The following is a 15425-nucleotide window of genomic DNA, read 5'->3' on the forward strand; positions in this document are numbered from 1 at the left end:
ATGCTGATGCCGCGCAAGCCCCCGAAGGGCTTCCGCAAGCCGCACCACCCGGACCGCAGTGGCGCGTCCAAGGGTGGTAACCGGGTGGTGTTCGGCGAGTTCGGGATCCAGGCTCTCGAGCCGGCGTACGTGACGAACCGGCAGATCGAGTCGGCACGTATCGCGATGACTCGCCACATCAAGCGTGGTGGCAAGGTCTGGATCACGATCTTCCCGGACCAGGCCCTCACCAAGAAGCCTGCCGAGACCCGGATGGGTTCCGGTAAGGGTTCGCCCGAGTGGTGGGTCGCCAACGTCAAGCCGGGGCGGGTTCTCTTCGAGATGTCCTTCCCCAACGAGCAGACCGCGCGAGAGGCCATGCGTCGCGCGATCCACAAGCTCCCGATGAAGTGCCGCATTGTTACGCGCGAAGTGGGTGAATCCTGATGGCAGCGGGCGTTAAGGCGACCGAGCTGCGTGAGCTCTCCGAAGAGGAGCTGGTCACGAAGCTGCGGGAGGCCAAGGCGGAGCTGTTCAACCTCCGCGTGCAGGCCGCAACCGGGCAGCTGGACAACAACCGGCGGTTGCAGGTCATCCGTCGGGAGATCGCCCGGATCTACACGATCATGCGTGAGCGCGAGCTGGGGCTCTCGGCCGCGCCGACTGAGGTGACTGCATCATGACCGAAGAGACCGCCACCGCCGCCGCGCGGTCGCGCCGCAAGGTCCGCGAGGGCCTGGTGATCAGCGACAAGATGGACAAGACCGTCGTTGTCGAGGTCGAGGACCGGGTTCGGCACGCGCTGTACGGCAAGATCATGCGCCGTACGGCCAAGCTGAAGGTGCACGACGAGCAGAACGCCGCTGGCACCGGTGACCGGGTTCTCATCATGGAGACCCGGCCGCTGAGCGCCACCAAGCGTTGGCGGATCGTGGAGATCCTGGAAAAGGCCAAGTAGCGAAGGCTCGAGCTCGCCCGGCGTTGCGTCGGGCGTTGGTTCCGCCAGGCTCCGGCCGCTACGGCGGCCGGAGAACCGGCAGACATAGGAGATAGACGTGATTCAGCAGGAGTCGCGACTGCGCGTCGCCGACAACACGGGTGCCCGGGAGATCCTGTGCATCCGGGTTCTCGGCGGCTCGGGTCGGCGCTACGCGAGTATCGGCGACGTCATCGTGGCCACGGTCAAGGACGCGATCCCGGGTGCCGGTGTGAAGAAGGGCGACGTCGTCAAGGCTGTCGTCGTTCGCACGGCCAAGGAGAGGCGGCGTCCGGACGGCTCGTACATCCGCTTCGACGAGAACGCCGCCGTCATCATCAAGGACGGCGGGGACCCGCGTGGAACCCGTATCTTCGGCCCGGTGGGCCGGGAGCTGCGGGACAAGCGGTTCATGAAGATTATTTCCCTCGCGCCGGAGGTGTTGTGACCGTGAAGGTCAAGAAGGGCGACACGGTCGTCGTCATCGCCGGCAAGGACAAGGGTGCCAAGGGCAAGGTCATTCAGGCCTACCCGCGGCAGGACAAGGTCCTGGTCGAGGGCGTGAACCGGGTCAAGAAGCACACCCGCATCAGCACGACCCAGCGTGGCGCCAAGACCGGCGGCATCGTCACTCAGGAGGCCCCGATCCACGTCTCGAACGTGCAGGTCCTGGACTCCGACGGCAAGCCGACCCGCGTCGGTTACCGGATCGACGACAACGGCCAGAAGGTCCGCATCGCGCGCAGCACCGGTAAGGACCTGTGATGACCACGGCTACCGAAAAGACCCTGCCGCGCCTCAAGGAGCGGTACCGCAACGAGATCGTGGCCCAGCTGCGTGAGCAGCGCAGCTACGGCAACCCCATGCAGGTGCCGCGGCTGGTCAAGATCGTCGTCAACATGGGTGTCGGCGAGGCTGCTCGCGACGCCAAGCTGATCGACGGCGCGGTCCGCGACCTCGCCACGATCACCGGCCAGAAGCCGCAGGTGCGGCGGGCGACCAAGTCCATCGCGCAGTTCAAGCTCCGCGAGGGCATGCCGATCGGCGCGAAGGTCACCCTTCGCGGCGACCGGATGTGGGAGTTCATGGACCGGCTGCTCTCCATCGCGCTGCCGCGTATCCGCGACTTCCGCGGCCTGGACGGGCGCAAGCTGGACGGGCACGGCAACTACACGTTCGGTCTGACCGAGCAGTCGGTGTTCCACGAGATCGACCAGGACCGGATCGATCGCCAGCGGGGCATGGACATCACGGTGGTCACGACCGCCACGACCGACGACGAGGGCCGGGCGCTGCTCAAGCTCCTGGGCTTCCCGTTCAAGGAGAACTGAGATGGCCAAGAAGGCGCTGATCATCAAGGCGGCCGCGAAGCCGAAGTTCTCGGTTCGCGCGTACACCCGCTGCCAGCGGTGCGGGCGTCCGAAGGCGGTCTACCGCAAGTTCGGGCTCTGCCGGGTCTGCATCCGGGAGATGGCTCACCGTGGTGAGCTGCCGGGCGTGTCCAAGGCTTCCTGGTAAGGGCGACCGCGTCCCGGCCGTCGGCCGGGAACTCCTGCACCGATTAGGTATTGCTCTTCGCCGTAGGCCCGGGGCTGATGCCCCGGGAACCCCGGCGAGAAAGGCTGACGAAATCCATGACGATGACCGACCCGATCGCAGACATGCTCACGCGTCTGCGTAACGCCAACCAGGCGTACCACGATCAGGTGAAGATGCCCTACTCCAAGATCAAGGCGAACATCGCCGAGGTCCTGAAGGCCGAGGGTTACATCGCCACCTGGTCGGTCGAGGAGCCCGAGGAGGGTGCCGTCGGCAAGCGACTGGTCGTCGAGCTGAAGTACGGCCAGAACCGCGAGCGGAGCCTGGCCGGCATCAAGCGCGTGTCCAAGCCCGGTCTCCGGGTGTACGCCAAGTCGGACGGGCTCCCGCGGGTGCTCGGTGGGCTGGGCGTGGCGATCATTTCGACGTCCCAGGGGCTGCTGACCGACCGGCAGGCCCGCAAGCGGAGTGTTGGCGGGGAAGTCCTCGCCTTCGTCTGGTAACGGGAGACAGGTAGAAATGTCGCGAATTGGACGTAAGTCGATCCCGGTGCCAGCCGGCGTCGACATCACGATCGACGGGCAGACCGTCAAGGTCAAGGGCCCCAAGGGCCAGCTCCAGCACACCCTCGCCGAGCCGATCACGGTCGAGCGGGCCGAGGATGGGCAGCTGAGCGTCAACCGGCCGAACGACGAGCGCAAGGCCAAGGAACTCCACGGCCTGAGCCGTACGCTGGTTGCCAACATGATCGTCGGGGTCACCGAGGGCTACCGCAAGAGCCTGGAGATCGCCGGCACCGGTTACCGGGTCACCGCCAAGGGTTCGGACCTCGAGTTCGCGCTCGGGTTCTCGCACCCGGTGGTCGTCCCCGCCCCGGCGGGCATCACCTTCACGGTGGAGCGGCCGACCCTGTTCCACGTGGCTGGCATCGACAAGCAGCAGGTCGGTGAGGTCGCCGCCAACATCCGGAAGATCCGCCCGCCGGAGCCCTACAAGGGCAAGGGCGTCAAGTACCAGGGCGAGGTCATCCGCCGCAAGGCTGGAAAGGCAGGTAAGAAGTGAGCGCCACGCTGCTCAAGCGCCGCCGCGGTGTCGCCGCCAAGCGCGCCGTTGGGCGTGCGCGTCGACACTTCCGCGTCCGCAAGAACGTCAGCGGTACGGCCGAGCGTCCGCGCCTGGTCGTCACCCGCTCGCTGCGGCACATGGTCGCCCAGGTCGTCGACGACACCAAGGGTCACACCCTGGCGTCGGCGTCGACCCTGGACGCCTCGCTGCGCGGTGCGGAGGGCGACAAGAGCGCCCTGGCTGGCAAGGTGGGCGCGCTGCTCGCCGAGCGGGCCAAGGCCGCCGGCGTCTCCAAGGTCGTCTTCGACCGCGGCGGCAACCGGTACGCGGGGCGAGTCGCCGCGCTTGCCGACGCCGCCCGCGAAGCCGGGCTCGAGTTCTAACAACCCCGTCACGAGAGAGAAGGAAGGCTGCTGATGCCAGGTCAACAGCGCCGTGGCGGCGGGTCCGGTGGCAACGAGGGTGGTCGCCGCGACAACCGCCGTGAGGGCGGCCGCGGAAACGCGCCCGTCGAGAAGACCCCGCACCTTGAGCGGGTCGTCGCGATCAACCGCGTCGCCAAGGTCGTGAAGGGTGGTCGTCGCTTCAGCTTCACCGCCCTGGTGATCGTTGGCGACGGCGACGGCACGGTCGGCGTGGGCTACGGAAAGGCCAAGGAGGTGCCCGCGGCCATCGCCAAGGGTGTCGAGGAGGCCAAGAAGCACTTCTTCAAGGTCCCGCGGATCGGTCAGTCGATCCCGCACCCGGTGACGGGTGAGGACGCCGCTGGTGTGGTGCTGCTCAAGCCGGCCTCGGCCGGTACGGGTGTCATCGCCGGTGGACCGGTGCGTGCCGTGCTGGAGTGCGCTGGGATCCACGACGTGCTCTCCAAGAGCCTCGGTTCGTCGAACCCGATCAACATCGTGCACGCCACCGTGGCGGCCCTGAAGGGGCTTGAGTCCCCCGAGCAGGTCGCGGCGCGTCGTGGTCTGCCGGTGGAGGACGTCGCGCCGGCCGCCATGCTGGCGTCGCGTGCGGGGGTGGCGCACTGATGGCACGCCTGAAGGTCACCCAGCTCCGGTCCGGTATCGGGACCAAGCACAACCAGCGTGAGTCGCTGCGTTCGCTCGGTCTCAAGCGGATCAACGACGTGGTGGTCAAGGAGGACCGGCCCGAGATCCGCGGCATGATCTTCACTGTGAGCCACCTCGTGAAGGTCGAGGAGGTCGAGTAATGACGATCAAGGTGCATCACCTGCGCCCGGCGCCCGGTTCCAAGACCGCGAAGACCCGTGTGGGTCGCGGTGAGGGTTCCAAGGGCAAGACCGCTGGTCGCGGTACCAAGGGTTCCAAGGCCCGCAAGAACATCTCGGCGGCGTTCGAGGGTGGGCAGATGCCCATCCACATGCGCCTGCCGAAGATGAAGGGCTTCAAGAACAAGTTCAAGGTGGTCTTCCAGGTGGTCAACCTGGACCGACTCGCTGAGCTGTTCCCGAATGGTGGTCAGGTCGGCCCGCTGGAGCTCGTCGAGTCCGGCGCGGTCCGCAAGGGTCACCCGGTCAAGGTCCTCGGCACCGGGGACCTCGGCGGTGTGGCGCTCCAGGTGTCCGCGCACGCGTTCAGTGCGTCGGCCAAGGAGAAGATCGCTGCCGCCGGTGGCTCCGTCACCGAGCTGTAAGGCGTACGACCATGGCGCCCGTCCAGTTGAGAGCAACTGGCGGGCGCCACGGTCTGCCTGGGGCGTGAGCGCCCGGTAACATCGGAACCGATTTATGTAGTCGGGCGCATCTGCCCGGACCGGGGTGAGGCTGTTAGAGTCCCATCCCAGCCATGGATTGCGGGCACTCGCCCGTGATCCACCCCGACCCGCCAGGGATCACCGGCGGCCCGCCTCGCGCAGGAGGAAGAAGTTGCTGTCCGCCTTTCTCAGTGCGTTCCGTACGCCTGACCTGCGCAAGAAGCTGCTGTTCACAGTAGGCATCATCGCGGTCTACCGGCTGGGTGCAACGCTCCCCAGCCCGGGCGTCTCGTACGGCAACGTGCAGAAGTGCCTCGACACCATCCAGGGTGACACCACCGGGGTGGTGAACCTTCTCAACCTCTTCTCCGGCGGAGCGCTGCTACAGCTCTCGGTCTTCGCGCTGGGCATCATGCCCTACATCACCGCGTCGATCATCCTGCAGCTGCTGACCGTCGTGATCCCCCGCCTGGAGCAGCTCCGCAAGGAGGGCCAGGCCGGTCAGGCGAAGATCACCCAGTACACCCGCTACCTGACGCTCGGTCTCGGTGTGCTGCAGGCCTCGGCGTTCGTGGCCCTGGCCCGCTCGGGCCAGCTGTTCCAGAACCGCTGCGACCAGTTCCCGATCATCCCCACCGGCACCGGCATCCCGGACTGGCTGACCCTGGCCATCCTGGTGATGACGATGACCGCCGGCACCGGCATGGTCATGTGGCTCGGTGAGCTGATCACCGACCGCGGCGTCGGCAACGGCATGTCCGTCCTGATCTTCACCTCGATCGCGGCGCGGCTGCCCAGCGAGGGCTGGCAGATCAAGACCAGCAAGGGCTGGGACATGTTCGCCCTGGTCATCGCGCTGGTCCTGGTGGTCATCACGGCAGTCACCTTCATCGAGCAGGCGCAGCGCCGGATCCCGGTGCAGTACGCCAAGCGGATGATCGGCCGACGGATGTACGGCGGCACCTCGACCTACATCCCGCTCAAGGTCAACCAGGCCGGTGTGATCCCGGTCATCTTCGGCTCGTCGCTGCTCTACCTGCCGCAGTTGGCGCTGCAGTTCTTCGACCAGACCGACCCGGGCAAGACCCAGTCGTGGATCCAGAACAACCTGGTCAACCCGAGCAGCCCGATCTACATCGCGGTCTACTTCCTGCTGATCATCTTCTTCACGTACTTCTACGTCTCGATCACGTTCAACCCGACCGAGGTCGCGGACAACATGAAGAAGTACGGCGGGTTCGTGCCGGGTATCCGCCCGGGCAAGCCGACCGCCGACTACCTGGACTTCATCCTCAGCCGGATCACCCTGCCGGGCGCGCTCTACCTCGGCGTCATCTCGATCCTGCCGAACTTCTTCTTCATCTGGCTGGACAACCAGCAGTACCAGAACTTCCCGTTCGGCGGCACCGCTGTGCTCATCATGGTCGGCGTCGGTCTGGAGACCGTGAAGCAGATCGAGAGCCAACTCATGCAGCGGAACTACGAAGGGTTCCTGCGGTAGATGAGACTCGTTCTGGTTGGCCCGCCGGGCGCGGGCAAGGGCACGCAGGCCGAGTTCATCGCCGCGCACCTTTCGGTGCCGAAGATTTCGACCGGAGACATCTTCCGGTCGAACGTCACCCAGGGCACGCCGCTCGGTGTCGAGGCGAAGCGCTACATGGATGCGGGCGAGCTGGTTCCGGACGAGGTCACCATCAACATGGTCCGGGACCGGCTGGCCGAGCCCGATGCCAGCGAGGGTTTCCTGCTCGACGGCTTCCCGCGGACGACTCCGCAGGCGGCCGCTCTGGACAAGCTCCTGGCCGATCTGGGCACCGCCCTGGATCTGGTCCTGGAGCTGGTCGTGGACGACGACGAGGTGATCCGGCGGCTCTCCGGCAGGCGTACCTGCCGGGGCTGCGGCAAGATCTGGCACGTCGAGTTCGACGCCACCACCCGGCCCGGCATTTGTGACCGATGCGGCGCCGAGCTGTTCCAGCGCGACGACGACAAGCCGGAGACGATCGCCACGCGGCTTCGTGAGTACAGCGAGAAGACCGCACCCCTGGTCGACTACTACGGCGCTCAGGGCAAGCTGGTCGGGATCGACGCCACCGGGCCGGTGGAGGACGTCACCACCCGGGCCATCGACGCGTTGCGGTCGTACGGCGGCTGAGGTCCGGCCGGGCCACGGCGGATAGAGTGCGAACAGCGGGGTACGCGTTATGTGCCCCGCTGTTCGGCAACGAAAGGTAACCGCTCCATGCGTCGTCCCCAGCTGGACATCCAGCTGAAGACCCCTGACCAGATCGAGAAGATGCGGGCCGCCGGGCTGGTGGTGGCCGAGGCGCTGCGCCGGATGCGGGAGGCTGTCGCCCCCGGTGTGAGCACCGCCGATCTGGACGCCATCGCCGAGGCGACCATCCGCGAGGCGGGCGGCGTTCCGTCGTTCAAGGGCTACCACGGTTTTCCGGCGTCGATCTGCTCCTCGGTCAACGAGCAGGTCGTGCACGCCATCCCGTCACCGAAGCAGGTGCTCCAGGCCGGTGACCTGATCTCCATCGACTGCGGCGCGGTGCTGGACGGGTGGCACGGCGACTCCGCGATCACTGTCGGGGTCGGTGACGTCGACCCGGCGCTGCTGAAGATGGCCGAGGTCGCCGAGGACGCCATGTGGGCCGGCATCGCCGCCGCAGCGCGTGGTGCGGCCAGCGGCAAGGGCCGCCTCACGGACATCTCGCACGCCGTGGAGACCGCTGTCCGCAAGGGCGGCCGGTACGGCATCGTCGACGGCTACGGCGGGCACGGCATCGGCACCGAGATGCACCAGGACCCCCACGTGCTCAACCACGGTCGGCCGGGCAAGGGTCCGCGGCTGGTCCCCGGGATGGCCCTGGCCATCGAGCCGATGATCACCATGGTGTCCCCGCGTACCGCCGAGTTGGCCGACGGGTGGACGGTCGTCACCCGGGACGGCTCGGTGGCCGCGCACGTCGAGCACTCGATGGCGCTGCTGCCGGACGGCGTGTGGGTGCTCACCGCGTTCGACGGTGGCCGGGCCCGCCTGGGCGACCTGGTAACGGCACGCCAACCCGCAGCCAGCAAGACCCCCTAGCCCCGCCCCGGCCCACCTCGACCCGGTTGATCATGAAGTTGTTGCGCTGACACGCCGGTGAGGCTGGCAACAACTTCATGATCGACAGATGTTCGGGGTAGGGCGGGACTGGCGCGACGGTGGCATGCTTGCCGGCATGGACGGGCGCGACGGGATGCGAGCCGCGGACTCGGACCGTACGGCGGTGGCCGACCGGTTGCGGGTCGCCCTCGACGAGGGCCGACTGGATCTGCACGAGTACGACGAGCGGTTGCAGCGGGCCTACGCGGCACGCACGTACGCCGACCTTGAGATCCTGCTCACCGACCTGCCGCCGGTGACGCCGGCGCAGCGGTCGGGCCTGGCGCCGGTTGCCGGGCCGACGGTGAGCCTGCTGGGTGACCAGCTCGATCCGGCCGCCAGCAGGGGCGCCCACGGCCCGCTGGTTGGCCGAGGTGTGGTTCCCGTACCTGCGGGTGATCGCCATCGTGGTGACCATCTGGGCGGTGACGTCGGCGCTCAGCCAGGACCTGCTCTATTTCTGGCCGGCCTGGGTGGCGGGGCCGTGGGGTGCGGTGCTGGTGGTCCGCACGGTCAGCGGGCTGGCCGCGAAGGAGCCCCAGCGTCAGGCGGTCAAGCGCCAACGTCGCCGAGAGCGCAAGCAGGCAAAGCGCGCCCTCAAACCGGGCGACCAACCCCCGATCTCCTGAACCACGCCACGTCCCCGGGCCGGCCCACCACCTCGCCCGATGATCATGAAGTTATCGCCACCTTCTCCGGCGTGTCCTGACAACAACTTCATGATCAACGGGGCTGGGGGTGGGGTCGGTGGGGGCGACGCGCGGGTTGGTGGGTGGTCGGTTTGGCGGGGGACTGCAGGCCGGCGTACACTTTCAGATCGGCGCACAGCGTCCACTCCGGCATGCCCACCCTGCGCTTCGGTGGGAGCTGGAGCCGCGGCTGGCGCGGGCTTCTGATTCTGATCAGATTTCCGTGTAAGACGTTGTGGGCCGCCCGGAGCAATCGACGTCAGGACAGCGGAGGACATGCCGAAAAAAGACGGAGCCATTGAGATCGAGGGTCGGGTCATCGAGCCCCTGCCGAACGCCATGTTCCGGGTGGAGCTCGCGAACGGCCACAAGGTGTTGGCTCACATCAGCGGCAAGATGCGGCAGCACTACATCCGCATCCTTCCGGAGGACCGGGTCGTCGTCGAACTTTCGCCGTACGACCTGACCCGCGGGCGCATCGTCTACCGCTACAAGTAGTCCTGACGACGGCCGGGAAGTCCCGTGTCCGTCTTCGACGTCCGATGTCGCGTAGAGCGCGTCCCCGGGCCAGATGGGAAGTAAGGCAACCGTGAAGGTCAAGCCGAGCGTCAAGAGGATCTGCCAGAAGTGCCGGGTTATCCGCCGGCACGGCCGGGTCATGGTCATCTGCAGCGACCCGCGCCACAAGCAGCGCCAGGGCTGACTCAGCCCGTCCGGCCGGAGTACGGCCGGGTGGCGTTGGTCCAGGTGGATCCCCAGCGACACACACATCACACATGCTCGTCCCAGCCGCGAGCGGTACGCCAGACGTACCTCTGCGTGGCTGACCCCCGGTCGGAGGCCGGGGCCCGCTTGGGCAGCGACCGATCCCGGTCGCCGGCGCTGAACGCGTCGGAAAGACGGGACGGCCGGTAGCGGGGTGGGACGGGTCCACACCTCCGCCACACATCACGAGGAGTACGCCCGCACATGGCACGTCTAGTCGGCGTGGATCTCCCCCGCGAAAAGCGGTTGGAGATCGCGCTCACCTACATCTTCGGGGTCGGTCGCACCCGCGCCCTGGAGACACTCGCCGCCACCGGCATCTCGCCGGACAAGCGCGCTCGGGACCTCACGGACGAGGAGCTCGTGCAGCTCCGCGACCACATCGAGGGCAACTACAAGGTTGAAGGCGACCTGCGCCGCGAGGTCGCCGCTGACATCCGCCGCAAGGTTGAGATCGGCTGCTACGCCGGCATCCGGCACCGCCGGGGCCTGCCCGTGCGTGGCCAGCGGACCAAGACCAACGCCCGGACCCGCAAGGGCCCGAAGCGGACCGTCGCCGGCAAGAAGAAGCCCGGCAAGAAGTAGTTCTTGACCGGATGACGGGGCCGGCCGCCACCGAGGTGGGTCAGGCCGCAACCCAATCCGGAAAGTCAACTAGGAGCGCACAGACTTATGCCACCGAAGGCTCGTGCCGGAGCCGCTGTAAAGAAGGTCCGGCGCAAGGAACGCAAGAACGTCGCCCACGGGCAGGCGCACATCAAGAGCACGTTCAACAACACCATCGTGTCCATCACGGACCCGACCGGTGCGGTCATCTCCTGGGCCTCCGCCGGCCAGGTCGGCTTCAAGGGCTCCCGCAAGTCGACTCCGTTCGCTGCGCAGCTGGCCGCCGAGGCTGCCGCGCGTCGCGCCATGGAGCACGGCATGCGCAAGGTCGACGTGTTCGTCAAGGGCCCCGGCTCCGGCCGGGAAACCGCCATCCGTTCGCTGCAGGCCGTGGGCCTCGAGGTCGGGCAGATCGCCGACGTCACCCCGCAGCCGCACAACGGATGCCGTCCGCCGAAGCGTCGCCGGGTCTGAGAGGTAGAGAGAGATGGCTCGTTACACCGGTGCAGACTGCCGCCGTTGCCGGCGGGAGAAGATGAAGCTGTTCCTCAAGGGCAGCAAGTGCGATGGTCCGAAGTGCCCGTTCGAGTCCCGGCCGTTCCCGCCCGGGCAGCACGGCCGCGGCCGCACCAAGGAGACGGAGTACCTGCTCCAGCTCCGTGAGAAGCAGAAGGCCCGTCGGGTTTACGGCGTGCTGGAGAAGCAGTTCCGCGGTTACTACGAGGAAGCCGTTGGCAAGCAGGCCAAGACCGGTGAGGTCCTCCTGCAGATCCTCGAGTCGCGGCTGGACAACGTCGTTTACCGGGCCGGCTACGCCCACTCGCGGGACATGGCCCGCCAGCTGGTCAAGCACGGTCACTTCACGGTGAACGGCAAGAAGGTCGACATCCCGTCGTACCGCGTCAAGGAGCACGACATCATCGAGGTTCGGGGCAAGAGCAAGGAGCTCACCCCGTTCATCGTCGCGCAGGCTCAGGCCGGCTCGAAGACGGTTCCGGCGTGGCTCGAGGCCATCCCGAGCCAGATGAAGGTGCTCGTGCACTCCCTCCCGGCCCGGCAGGTCATCGACACGCAGGTCCAGGAACAGTTGATCGTCGAGCTCTACTCCAAGTAGTCCGAGCTCGTTCGGTGGCCCGCCCTTCGGGGCGGGCCACCGGAACAGTTTGTGTCGTGGGCGTCAAATAGCGGGCGCCCCGGAAGAGAAGAGAAAAGATGCTCATCAGCCAGCGACCCTCCCTCTCCGAGGAGTCGATCAACGAGACCCGGTCCCGGTTCGCCATCGAGCCGCTGGAGCCGGGCTTCGGCTACACCCTGGGTAACTCGCTTCGGCGTACGCTGCTGTCGTCGATCCCGGGCGCGGCCGTCACCTCGATCAAGATCGACGGTGTGCTGCACGAGTTCACCACGATCCCCGGTGTCAAGGAGGACGTGGTCGAGCTCGTCATGAACATCAAGGAGCTGTGCGTCAGCTCCGAGCACGACGAGCCGGTCAGCATGTACCTGCGCAAGCAGGGCCCGGGCGACGTGACCGCGGGCGACATCCAGCCCCCGGCCGGCGTCTCGGTGCACAACCCGGACCTCAAGCTCGCCACCCTGAACGGCAAGGGCCGGCTCGACATGGAGCTGACCGTCGAGCGGGGCCGGGGCTACGTGACGGCGGCGCAGAACAAGCAGTCCGGCGCCGAGATCGGCCGGATCCCGGTCGACTCGATCTACTCGCCGGTGCTGAAGGTGACCTACCGCGTCGAGGCGACCCGTGTCGAGCAGCGCACCGACTTCGACCGGCTGATCATCGACGTCGAGACCAAGCCGTCGATGGGTCCGCGTACCGCGCTGGCCTCCGCCGGTTCGACGCTGGTGGAGCTGTTCGGGCTCGCCCGGGAGCTGGACGAGACCGCCGAGGGCATCGACATCGGGCCGTCCCCGCAGGACGCCCAGCTGGCGGCGGACCTCGCTCTGCCGATCGAGGAGCTGGACCTCACCGTCCGCTCCTACAACTGCCTCAAGCGCGAGGGCATCAACTCCGTTGGTGAGCTCATCGGGCGTACCGAGGCCGACCTCCTCGACATTCGCAACTTCGGTCAGAAGTCGATCGACGAGGTCAAGATGAAGCTCGCCGGGATGGGTCTCGGGCTGAAGGACTCGGCTCCGAACTTCGACCCGGCGCACGTCGTGGACACCTTCGGCGAGGCCGACTACGACACCGACGACTACCGCGAGACCGAGCAGCTCTAGTCCGCGCTGCCGCCACAACTGAGGAGCACCAAAAATGCCCACGCCCACCAAGGGCCCCCGCCTCGGCGGCAGCCCCTCGCACGAGCGGCTGATGCTGGCCAACCTGGCGACCGCGCTGTTCCAGCACGGGAAGATCCAGACCACCGAGACGAAGGCCCGGCGGCTGCGCCCGCTGGCCGAGCAGCTCATCACCAAGGCCAAGCGCGGTGACCTCGCCTCGCGGCGTCGGGTGCTGGGTGTCGTCAAGGACAAGGACGTGGTCTACGCCCTGTTCGACCAGATCGCGCCCCGGTACTCCAACCGCCCCGGCGGTTACACCCGGATCGTGAAGACCGGTCCGCGCAAGGGTGACAACGCGCCGATGGCCATCATCGAGCTGGTGGAGGAGCTTCAGGTCGCCGAGCCGAAGGTGAACAAGAAGACCGCCGCCCGCAAGGCCGCGCAGCAGGACAAGGTCGAGGCGCTCGCCCCGGCCGACGAGGCCCCGAAGTCGGCTCCGGCCGACCAGGACTCCGAGGCGCCGGTGTCGGCGTCCGGTGACACCGACGCCGCCCGCGAGGACAGCGACGAGGCCACCGAGAACAAGGCCTGATCAAGGGCATTGTCGGGCCCGGCACCCCATCGGGGTGTCGGGCCCGCCCCGTAACAGGAGGTACGAGGTGGACGAGCGGATCCGGCTGCGGCTGGACGTCTCGTACGACGGCACCGACTTCTCCGGCTGGGCGGCCCAGCCGACCAGGCGCACCGTCGCGGGGGTGCTCGTCGAGACCCTGGACCTGGTCCTCGGCGTCGGTACGGCCACCGGGCTGACGGTGGCCGGGCGGACCGACGCGGGAGTGCACGCCACCGGGCAGGTGTGCCACGTGGACCTGCCCGTGGACGTGTGGCGGCAGCACGAGGGACGGTTGCTGCGTCGCCTGGCCCGGCTGCTCCCCACCGACGTGCGGGTACGGGCGATGACCGAGGTGCCGGCCGACTTCGACGCCCGGTTCTCGGCCACCTTCCGGCGCTACGAGTACCGGGTCACCGATGCGCCCTTCGGCGCCGAGCCGTTGCGCCGCCACGAGGTGCTGGCCTGGCCGAAGCCGTTGGACCTGGCCGCGCTGAACGCCGCCGCGACCGGGCTGGTGGGGGAGCACGACTTCGCCGCGTACTGCCGGCGCAAGGAGCACGCGACCACGCTGCGCGAGGTGACGCGGCTGGACTGGCGTCGCGACCCGGACGGCATCCTGGTCGCCACGGTGCAGGCCGACGCGTTCTGCCAGGCGATGGTGCGAAGCCTGGTGGGCGCCATGCTGGTGGCCGGGGACGGCCGTCGCCCGGTCGAGTGGCCGGGAACCCTGCTCAGCCAGCGGGAGCGGTCCAGCGAGGTGACGGTGGCCCCCGCACGCGGGCTGACCCTGGTCGCCGTCGGCTACCCGGCAGATCCGGCCGAGTACGCCCACCGCGCCACCCTCACCCGCCGGTTGCGGGTTCCGATCGAGGGTTGACCGTCCGTACTGTCACTCGCCCGGCAGATCGCCCTGGTTGGCGCTGCTGCCGGTGGGTGCCGCGGTCGGTTGCGCGGCGGTGCCACCGTCGGCCCGGCTCTGCAGCACGCCCCGGCTGAGGTGCAGCTCGATCATGTCGAACAGGATCTCGCGGACCTTCGCGTCACCCGCCTTGACCGCCGCACCGTCCTTGCGGACCACCAGCGCGTACGCCAGGTAGTGGCCACGGACCTGCCAGCCGACGCGTGCCGGCGCGTTGGCCAGGACATCGGTGCCGTCGCCGTCGTCGGCGGTGAGGCCACGGAAACGGCCCTGCCGGTCGTCGAGCAGTTGCCGGAGCCGGTCTCGGGCTCGTTCCGCGCTGACCTTGTCGGTGAGGTTGAACAGGCCGGCGGTGACCAGGTGGCTGTTGTCGGGCGTACTCAGCGTGGCCCGGACGACCTGGTTGCAGCCGAGCCGGACCAGCAGGTCGGCGACCTCGTCGGTGGCGGCGACCGCGCAACTGCCGCTGGACTGTGTCTTGAGTACCTGGTAGCTCGGCTGGCCGGCGGTGAGCGTCAGCTCCTTGCCGGGGAAGAGCTCCTTGGCGGTGAGCGGCGCCTGGTCGGTGTCCCGGGAGTCGAGGGCCAGCCGTTCCGCCGGCGCCGATGTCGGGGCGGCGTTCGGCTGGTACGTCGGGTTGCTCTGCGGCTGCTCGCCGCGGTCGATGAGCAGCGCGGCGGCGCCGAGGCCGCAGAGGGCGAGCAGCACCAGGACGGCTGCGCCGCCGATCAGTACCTGCCACAGTCGGCCGCCGCCGCGTCGGGCGGGCGGCTCCGCCGACGTCGCCGAGGTGTAGATCTGGCTGCGTGGCGGGGCGGGTGGGATGTCGGCACGTGTCGGCAGCGGCTGCGACGCATCGGCGCGGGCGCCCGGCCCGGGCTGCGGCACATCGGCACGAGCCGGCGCCGGTTGCGACGAGGGCAGCGAGAGCTGGTTCGGCCGGGGCAGCGACGGCGTGGGGAAGCGCGACGGAGAGGGCCCGGCCGCCGGGGGCGGACCGGCGCCGAGCACCGACAGGTCGGACCCGGGCTCCGGGTACTCCTCGAAAGCGTCCTCATCGGACTGGTACCGATACACCATGTCGCCCAGAGTAGGAGCCATTGTCCCTTTAGGGGGTAATATCGGGGAAATGTGCGTGTGGGCCGTGTCAGGTCCGCCCCGGACCGGTG

Annotated in this window: 25 protein-coding genes and 1 pseudogene; 25 read left to right on the forward strand and 1 reads right to left on the reverse strand. The window is 68.2% G+C overall.

All coding sequences use genetic code 11. The features are described 5' to 3' along the window. The 25 genes and pseudogenes from rplP to truA all read left to right on the forward strand — a co-directional run bounded on the left by rplP (window position 1) and on the right by truA (window position 14214). Window positions 1-426, forward strand: a complete 426-nt coding sequence (rplP, locus tag OG598_RS30520) for a 50S ribosomal protein L16 (RefSeq protein ID WP_053653940.1) — start codon at window positions 1-3, stop codon at window positions 424-426. After that, entirely contained in the window at window positions 426-662 is a 237-nt protein-coding gene (gene rpmC / locus OG598_RS30525; protein ID WP_007465283.1) for a 50S ribosomal protein L29, read from the forward strand. Before rplP ends, rpmC begins: the two co-directional genes overlap by 1 nt. Continuing rightward, complete coding sequence (gene rpsQ / locus OG598_RS30530; protein ID WP_030489590.1) at window positions 659-937, forward strand: 30S ribosomal protein S17; 279 nt, start codon at window positions 659-661, stop codon at window positions 935-937. The genes rpmC and rpsQ overlap by 4 nt, the downstream gene beginning before the upstream one ends. Window positions 938-1034: 97 nt before the next feature. After that, on the forward strand, window positions 1035-1403 hold the full coding sequence (rplN, locus tag OG598_RS30535; RefSeq protein WP_007465279.1) for a 50S ribosomal protein L14: 369 nt from the start codon (window positions 1035-1037) through the stop codon (window positions 1401-1403). Beyond that, complete coding sequence (rplX, locus tag OG598_RS30540; RefSeq protein ID WP_172899047.1) at window positions 1400-1720, forward strand: 50S ribosomal protein L24; 321 nt, start codon at window positions 1400-1402, stop codon at window positions 1718-1720. Before rplN ends, rplX begins: the two co-directional genes overlap by 4 nt. Further along, on the forward strand, window positions 1720-2286 hold the full coding sequence (gene rplE, locus OG598_RS30545; RefSeq protein ID WP_091402385.1) for a 50S ribosomal protein L5: 567 nt from the start codon (window positions 1720-1722) through the stop codon (window positions 2284-2286). Before rplX ends, rplE begins: the two co-directional genes overlap by 1 nt. Window position 2287: 1 nt before the next feature. Further along, window positions 2288-2473: a type Z 30S ribosomal protein S14 gene (locus OG598_RS30550; protein WP_007465272.1), complete on the forward strand. Its 186-nt coding sequence runs from the start codon at window positions 2288-2290 to the stop codon at window positions 2471-2473. Window positions 2474-2589: 116 nt separating this feature from the next. Continuing rightward, window positions 2590-2997 (forward strand): 30S ribosomal protein S8, encoded by a 408-nt coding sequence (gene rpsH / locus OG598_RS30555; protein WP_007465270.1) that lies wholly within the window; start codon window positions 2590-2592, stop codon window positions 2995-2997. A gap of 16 nt (window positions 2998-3013) precedes the next feature. Continuing rightward, the gene (gene rplF / locus OG598_RS30560; protein ID WP_091402383.1) at window positions 3014-3556 is read left to right on the forward strand and encodes a 50S ribosomal protein L6; all 543 of its coding nucleotides are present in this window, start codon (window positions 3014-3016) and stop codon (window positions 3554-3556) included. After that, window positions 3553-3942 carry a 50S ribosomal protein L18 gene (gene rplR / locus OG598_RS30565; protein ID WP_091402381.1) on the forward strand — a complete coding sequence of 130 codons (390 nt, stop codon included), beginning with the start codon at window positions 3553-3555 and terminating at the stop codon, window positions 3940-3942. Before rplF ends, rplR begins: the two co-directional genes overlap by 4 nt. A 33-nt stretch (window positions 3943-3975) precedes the next feature. After that, a complete protein-coding gene (rpsE, locus tag OG598_RS30570) occupies window positions 3976-4590 on the forward strand; it encodes a 30S ribosomal protein S5 (protein WP_074314587.1) in 615 nt (204 codons plus the stop codon). Next, the gene (gene rpmD / locus OG598_RS30575) at window positions 4590-4772 is read left to right on the forward strand and encodes a 50S ribosomal protein L30 (protein WP_007465262.1); all 183 of its coding nucleotides are present in this window, start codon (window positions 4590-4592) and stop codon (window positions 4770-4772) included. Before rpsE ends, rpmD begins: the two co-directional genes overlap by 1 nt. Beyond that, complete coding sequence (gene rplO, locus OG598_RS30580) at window positions 4772-5215, forward strand: 50S ribosomal protein L15 (RefSeq protein WP_030329906.1); 444 nt, start codon at window positions 4772-4774, stop codon at window positions 5213-5215. Before rpmD ends, rplO begins: the two co-directional genes overlap by 1 nt. 232 nt (window positions 5216-5447) lie before the next feature. Then, window positions 5448-6776 (forward strand): preprotein translocase subunit SecY, encoded by a 1329-nt coding sequence (gene secY, locus OG598_RS30585; protein ID WP_210820364.1) that lies wholly within the window; start codon window positions 5448-5450, stop codon window positions 6774-6776. After that, the gene (locus OG598_RS30590) at window positions 6777-7430 is read left to right on the forward strand and encodes an adenylate kinase (protein ID WP_088950228.1); all 654 of its coding nucleotides are present in this window, start codon (window positions 6777-6779) and stop codon (window positions 7428-7430) included. It begins immediately after the preceding gene. 87 nt (window positions 7431-7517) lie between these two features. After that, entirely contained in the window at window positions 7518-8369 is an 852-nt protein-coding gene (gene map, locus OG598_RS30595) for a type I methionyl aminopeptidase (RefSeq protein ID WP_328652109.1), read from the forward strand. A gap of 154 nt (window positions 8370-8523) precedes the next feature. Beyond that, window positions 8524-9101: pseudogene (locus OG598_RS33595) on the forward strand (DUF1707 SHOCT-like domain-containing protein). Between the two features lie 293 nt (window positions 9102-9394). Further along, window positions 9395-9616: a translation initiation factor IF-1 gene (gene infA / locus OG598_RS30610; protein WP_007073013.1), complete on the forward strand. Its 222-nt coding sequence runs from the start codon at window positions 9395-9397 to the stop codon at window positions 9614-9616. A 91-nt stretch (window positions 9617-9707) separates the two neighbouring features. Beyond that, window positions 9708-9821: a 50S ribosomal protein L36 gene (gene rpmJ / locus OG598_RS30615; protein WP_088952025.1), complete on the forward strand. Its 114-nt coding sequence runs from the start codon at window positions 9708-9710 to the stop codon at window positions 9819-9821. Window positions 9822-10087: 266 nt separating this feature from the next. Beyond that, window positions 10088-10468: a 30S ribosomal protein S13 gene (rpsM, locus tag OG598_RS30620; RefSeq protein WP_030329917.1), complete on the forward strand. Its 381-nt coding sequence runs from the start codon at window positions 10088-10090 to the stop codon at window positions 10466-10468. Window positions 10469-10555: 87 nt separating this feature from the next. Then, window positions 10556-10963 carry a 30S ribosomal protein S11 gene (gene rpsK, locus OG598_RS30625; RefSeq protein ID WP_030329919.1) on the forward strand — a complete coding sequence of 136 codons (408 nt, stop codon included), beginning with the start codon at window positions 10556-10558 and terminating at the stop codon, window positions 10961-10963. Window positions 10964-10976: 13 nt separating this feature from the next. Then, window positions 10977-11603: a 30S ribosomal protein S4 gene (gene rpsD / locus OG598_RS30630; RefSeq protein WP_030489600.1), complete on the forward strand. Its 627-nt coding sequence runs from the start codon at window positions 10977-10979 to the stop codon at window positions 11601-11603. A 98-nt stretch (window positions 11604-11701) separates the two neighbouring features. Next, window positions 11702-12724 (forward strand): DNA-directed RNA polymerase subunit alpha, encoded by a 1023-nt coding sequence (locus OG598_RS30635; protein WP_007465227.1) that lies wholly within the window; start codon window positions 11702-11704, stop codon window positions 12722-12724. A gap of 34 nt (window positions 12725-12758) precedes the next feature. Next, entirely contained in the window at window positions 12759-13316 is a 558-nt protein-coding gene (gene rplQ, locus OG598_RS30640; protein WP_053653920.1) for a 50S ribosomal protein L17, read from the forward strand. Window positions 13317-13383: 67 nt separating this feature from the next. After that, window positions 13384-14214 (forward strand): tRNA pseudouridine(38-40) synthase TruA, encoded by an 831-nt coding sequence (gene truA, locus OG598_RS30645; RefSeq protein WP_328652110.1) that lies wholly within the window; start codon window positions 13384-13386, stop codon window positions 14212-14214. A 12-nt stretch (window positions 14215-14226) separates the two neighbouring features. Here the strand turns inward: truA and OG598_RS30650 are convergent, their stop codons facing one another. Further along, window positions 14227-15336, reverse strand: a complete 1110-nt coding sequence (locus tag OG598_RS30650; protein WP_328652111.1) for a hypothetical protein — start codon at window positions 15334-15336, stop codon at window positions 14227-14229. Between the last annotated feature and the right edge of the window lie 89 nt (window positions 15337-15425).

Origin of the sequence: Micromonospora sp. NBC_00330 (assembly GCF_036136635.1) — a bacterium.
In the GTDB taxonomy this organism is placed as follows: Bacteria; Actinomycetota; Actinomycetes; order Mycobacteriales; family Micromonosporaceae; genus Micromonospora; species Micromonospora salmantinae.

Excerpts from the sequence above, each read along its gene's own strand:
- rplP (WP_053653940.1), top strand. The coding sequence starts at position 1 with ATGCTGATGCCGCGCAAGCCCCCGAAGGGCTTCCGCAAGCCGCACCAC.
- rpmC (WP_007465283.1), top strand. The coding sequence starts at position 426 with ATGGCAGCGGGCGTTAAGGCGACCGAGCTGCGTGAGCTCTCCGAAGAG.
- rpsQ (WP_030489590.1), top strand. The coding sequence starts at position 659 with ATGACCGAAGAGACCGCCACCGCCGCCGCGCGGTCGCGCCGCAAGGTC.
- rplE (WP_091402385.1), top strand. The coding sequence starts at position 1,720 with ATGACCACGGCTACCGAAAAGACCCTGCCGCGCCTCAAGGAGCGGTAC.
- OG598_RS30550 (WP_007465272.1), top strand. The coding sequence starts at position 2,288 with ATGGCCAAGAAGGCGCTGATCATCAAGGCGGCCGCGAAGCCGAAGTTC.
- rpsH (WP_007465270.1), top strand. The coding sequence starts at position 2,590 with ATGACGATGACCGACCCGATCGCAGACATGCTCACGCGTCTGCGTAAC.
- rplF (WP_091402383.1), top strand. The coding sequence starts at position 3,014 with ATGTCGCGAATTGGACGTAAGTCGATCCCGGTGCCAGCCGGCGTCGAC.
- rpsE (WP_074314587.1), top strand. The coding sequence starts at position 3,976 with ATGCCAGGTCAACAGCGCCGTGGCGGCGGGTCCGGTGGCAACGAGGGT.
- rpmD (WP_007465262.1), top strand. The coding sequence starts at position 4,590 with ATGGCACGCCTGAAGGTCACCCAGCTCCGGTCCGGTATCGGGACCAAG.
- rplO (WP_030329906.1), top strand. The coding sequence starts at position 4,772 with ATGACGATCAAGGTGCATCACCTGCGCCCGGCGCCCGGTTCCAAGACC.
- OG598_RS30590 (WP_088950228.1), top strand. The coding sequence starts at position 6,777 with ATGAGACTCGTTCTGGTTGGCCCGCCGGGCGCGGGCAAGGGCACGCAG.
- map (WP_328652109.1), top strand. The coding sequence starts at position 7,518 with ATGCGTCGTCCCCAGCTGGACATCCAGCTGAAGACCCCTGACCAGATC.
- infA (WP_007073013.1), top strand. The coding sequence starts at position 9,395 with ATGCCGAAAAAAGACGGAGCCATTGAGATCGAGGGTCGGGTCATCGAG.
- rpsM (WP_030329917.1), top strand. The coding sequence starts at position 10,088 with ATGGCACGTCTAGTCGGCGTGGATCTCCCCCGCGAAAAGCGGTTGGAG.
- rpsK (WP_030329919.1), top strand. The coding sequence starts at position 10,556 with ATGCCACCGAAGGCTCGTGCCGGAGCCGCTGTAAAGAAGGTCCGGCGC.
- rpsD (WP_030489600.1), top strand. The coding sequence starts at position 10,977 with ATGGCTCGTTACACCGGTGCAGACTGCCGCCGTTGCCGGCGGGAGAAG.
- OG598_RS30635 (WP_007465227.1), top strand. The coding sequence starts at position 11,702 with ATGCTCATCAGCCAGCGACCCTCCCTCTCCGAGGAGTCGATCAACGAG.
- rplQ (WP_053653920.1), top strand. The coding sequence starts at position 12,759 with ATGCCCACGCCCACCAAGGGCCCCCGCCTCGGCGGCAGCCCCTCGCAC.
- OG598_RS30650 (WP_328652111.1), bottom strand. The coding sequence starts at position 15,336 with ATGGTGTATCGGTACCAGTCCGATGAGGACGCTTTCGAGGAGTACCCG.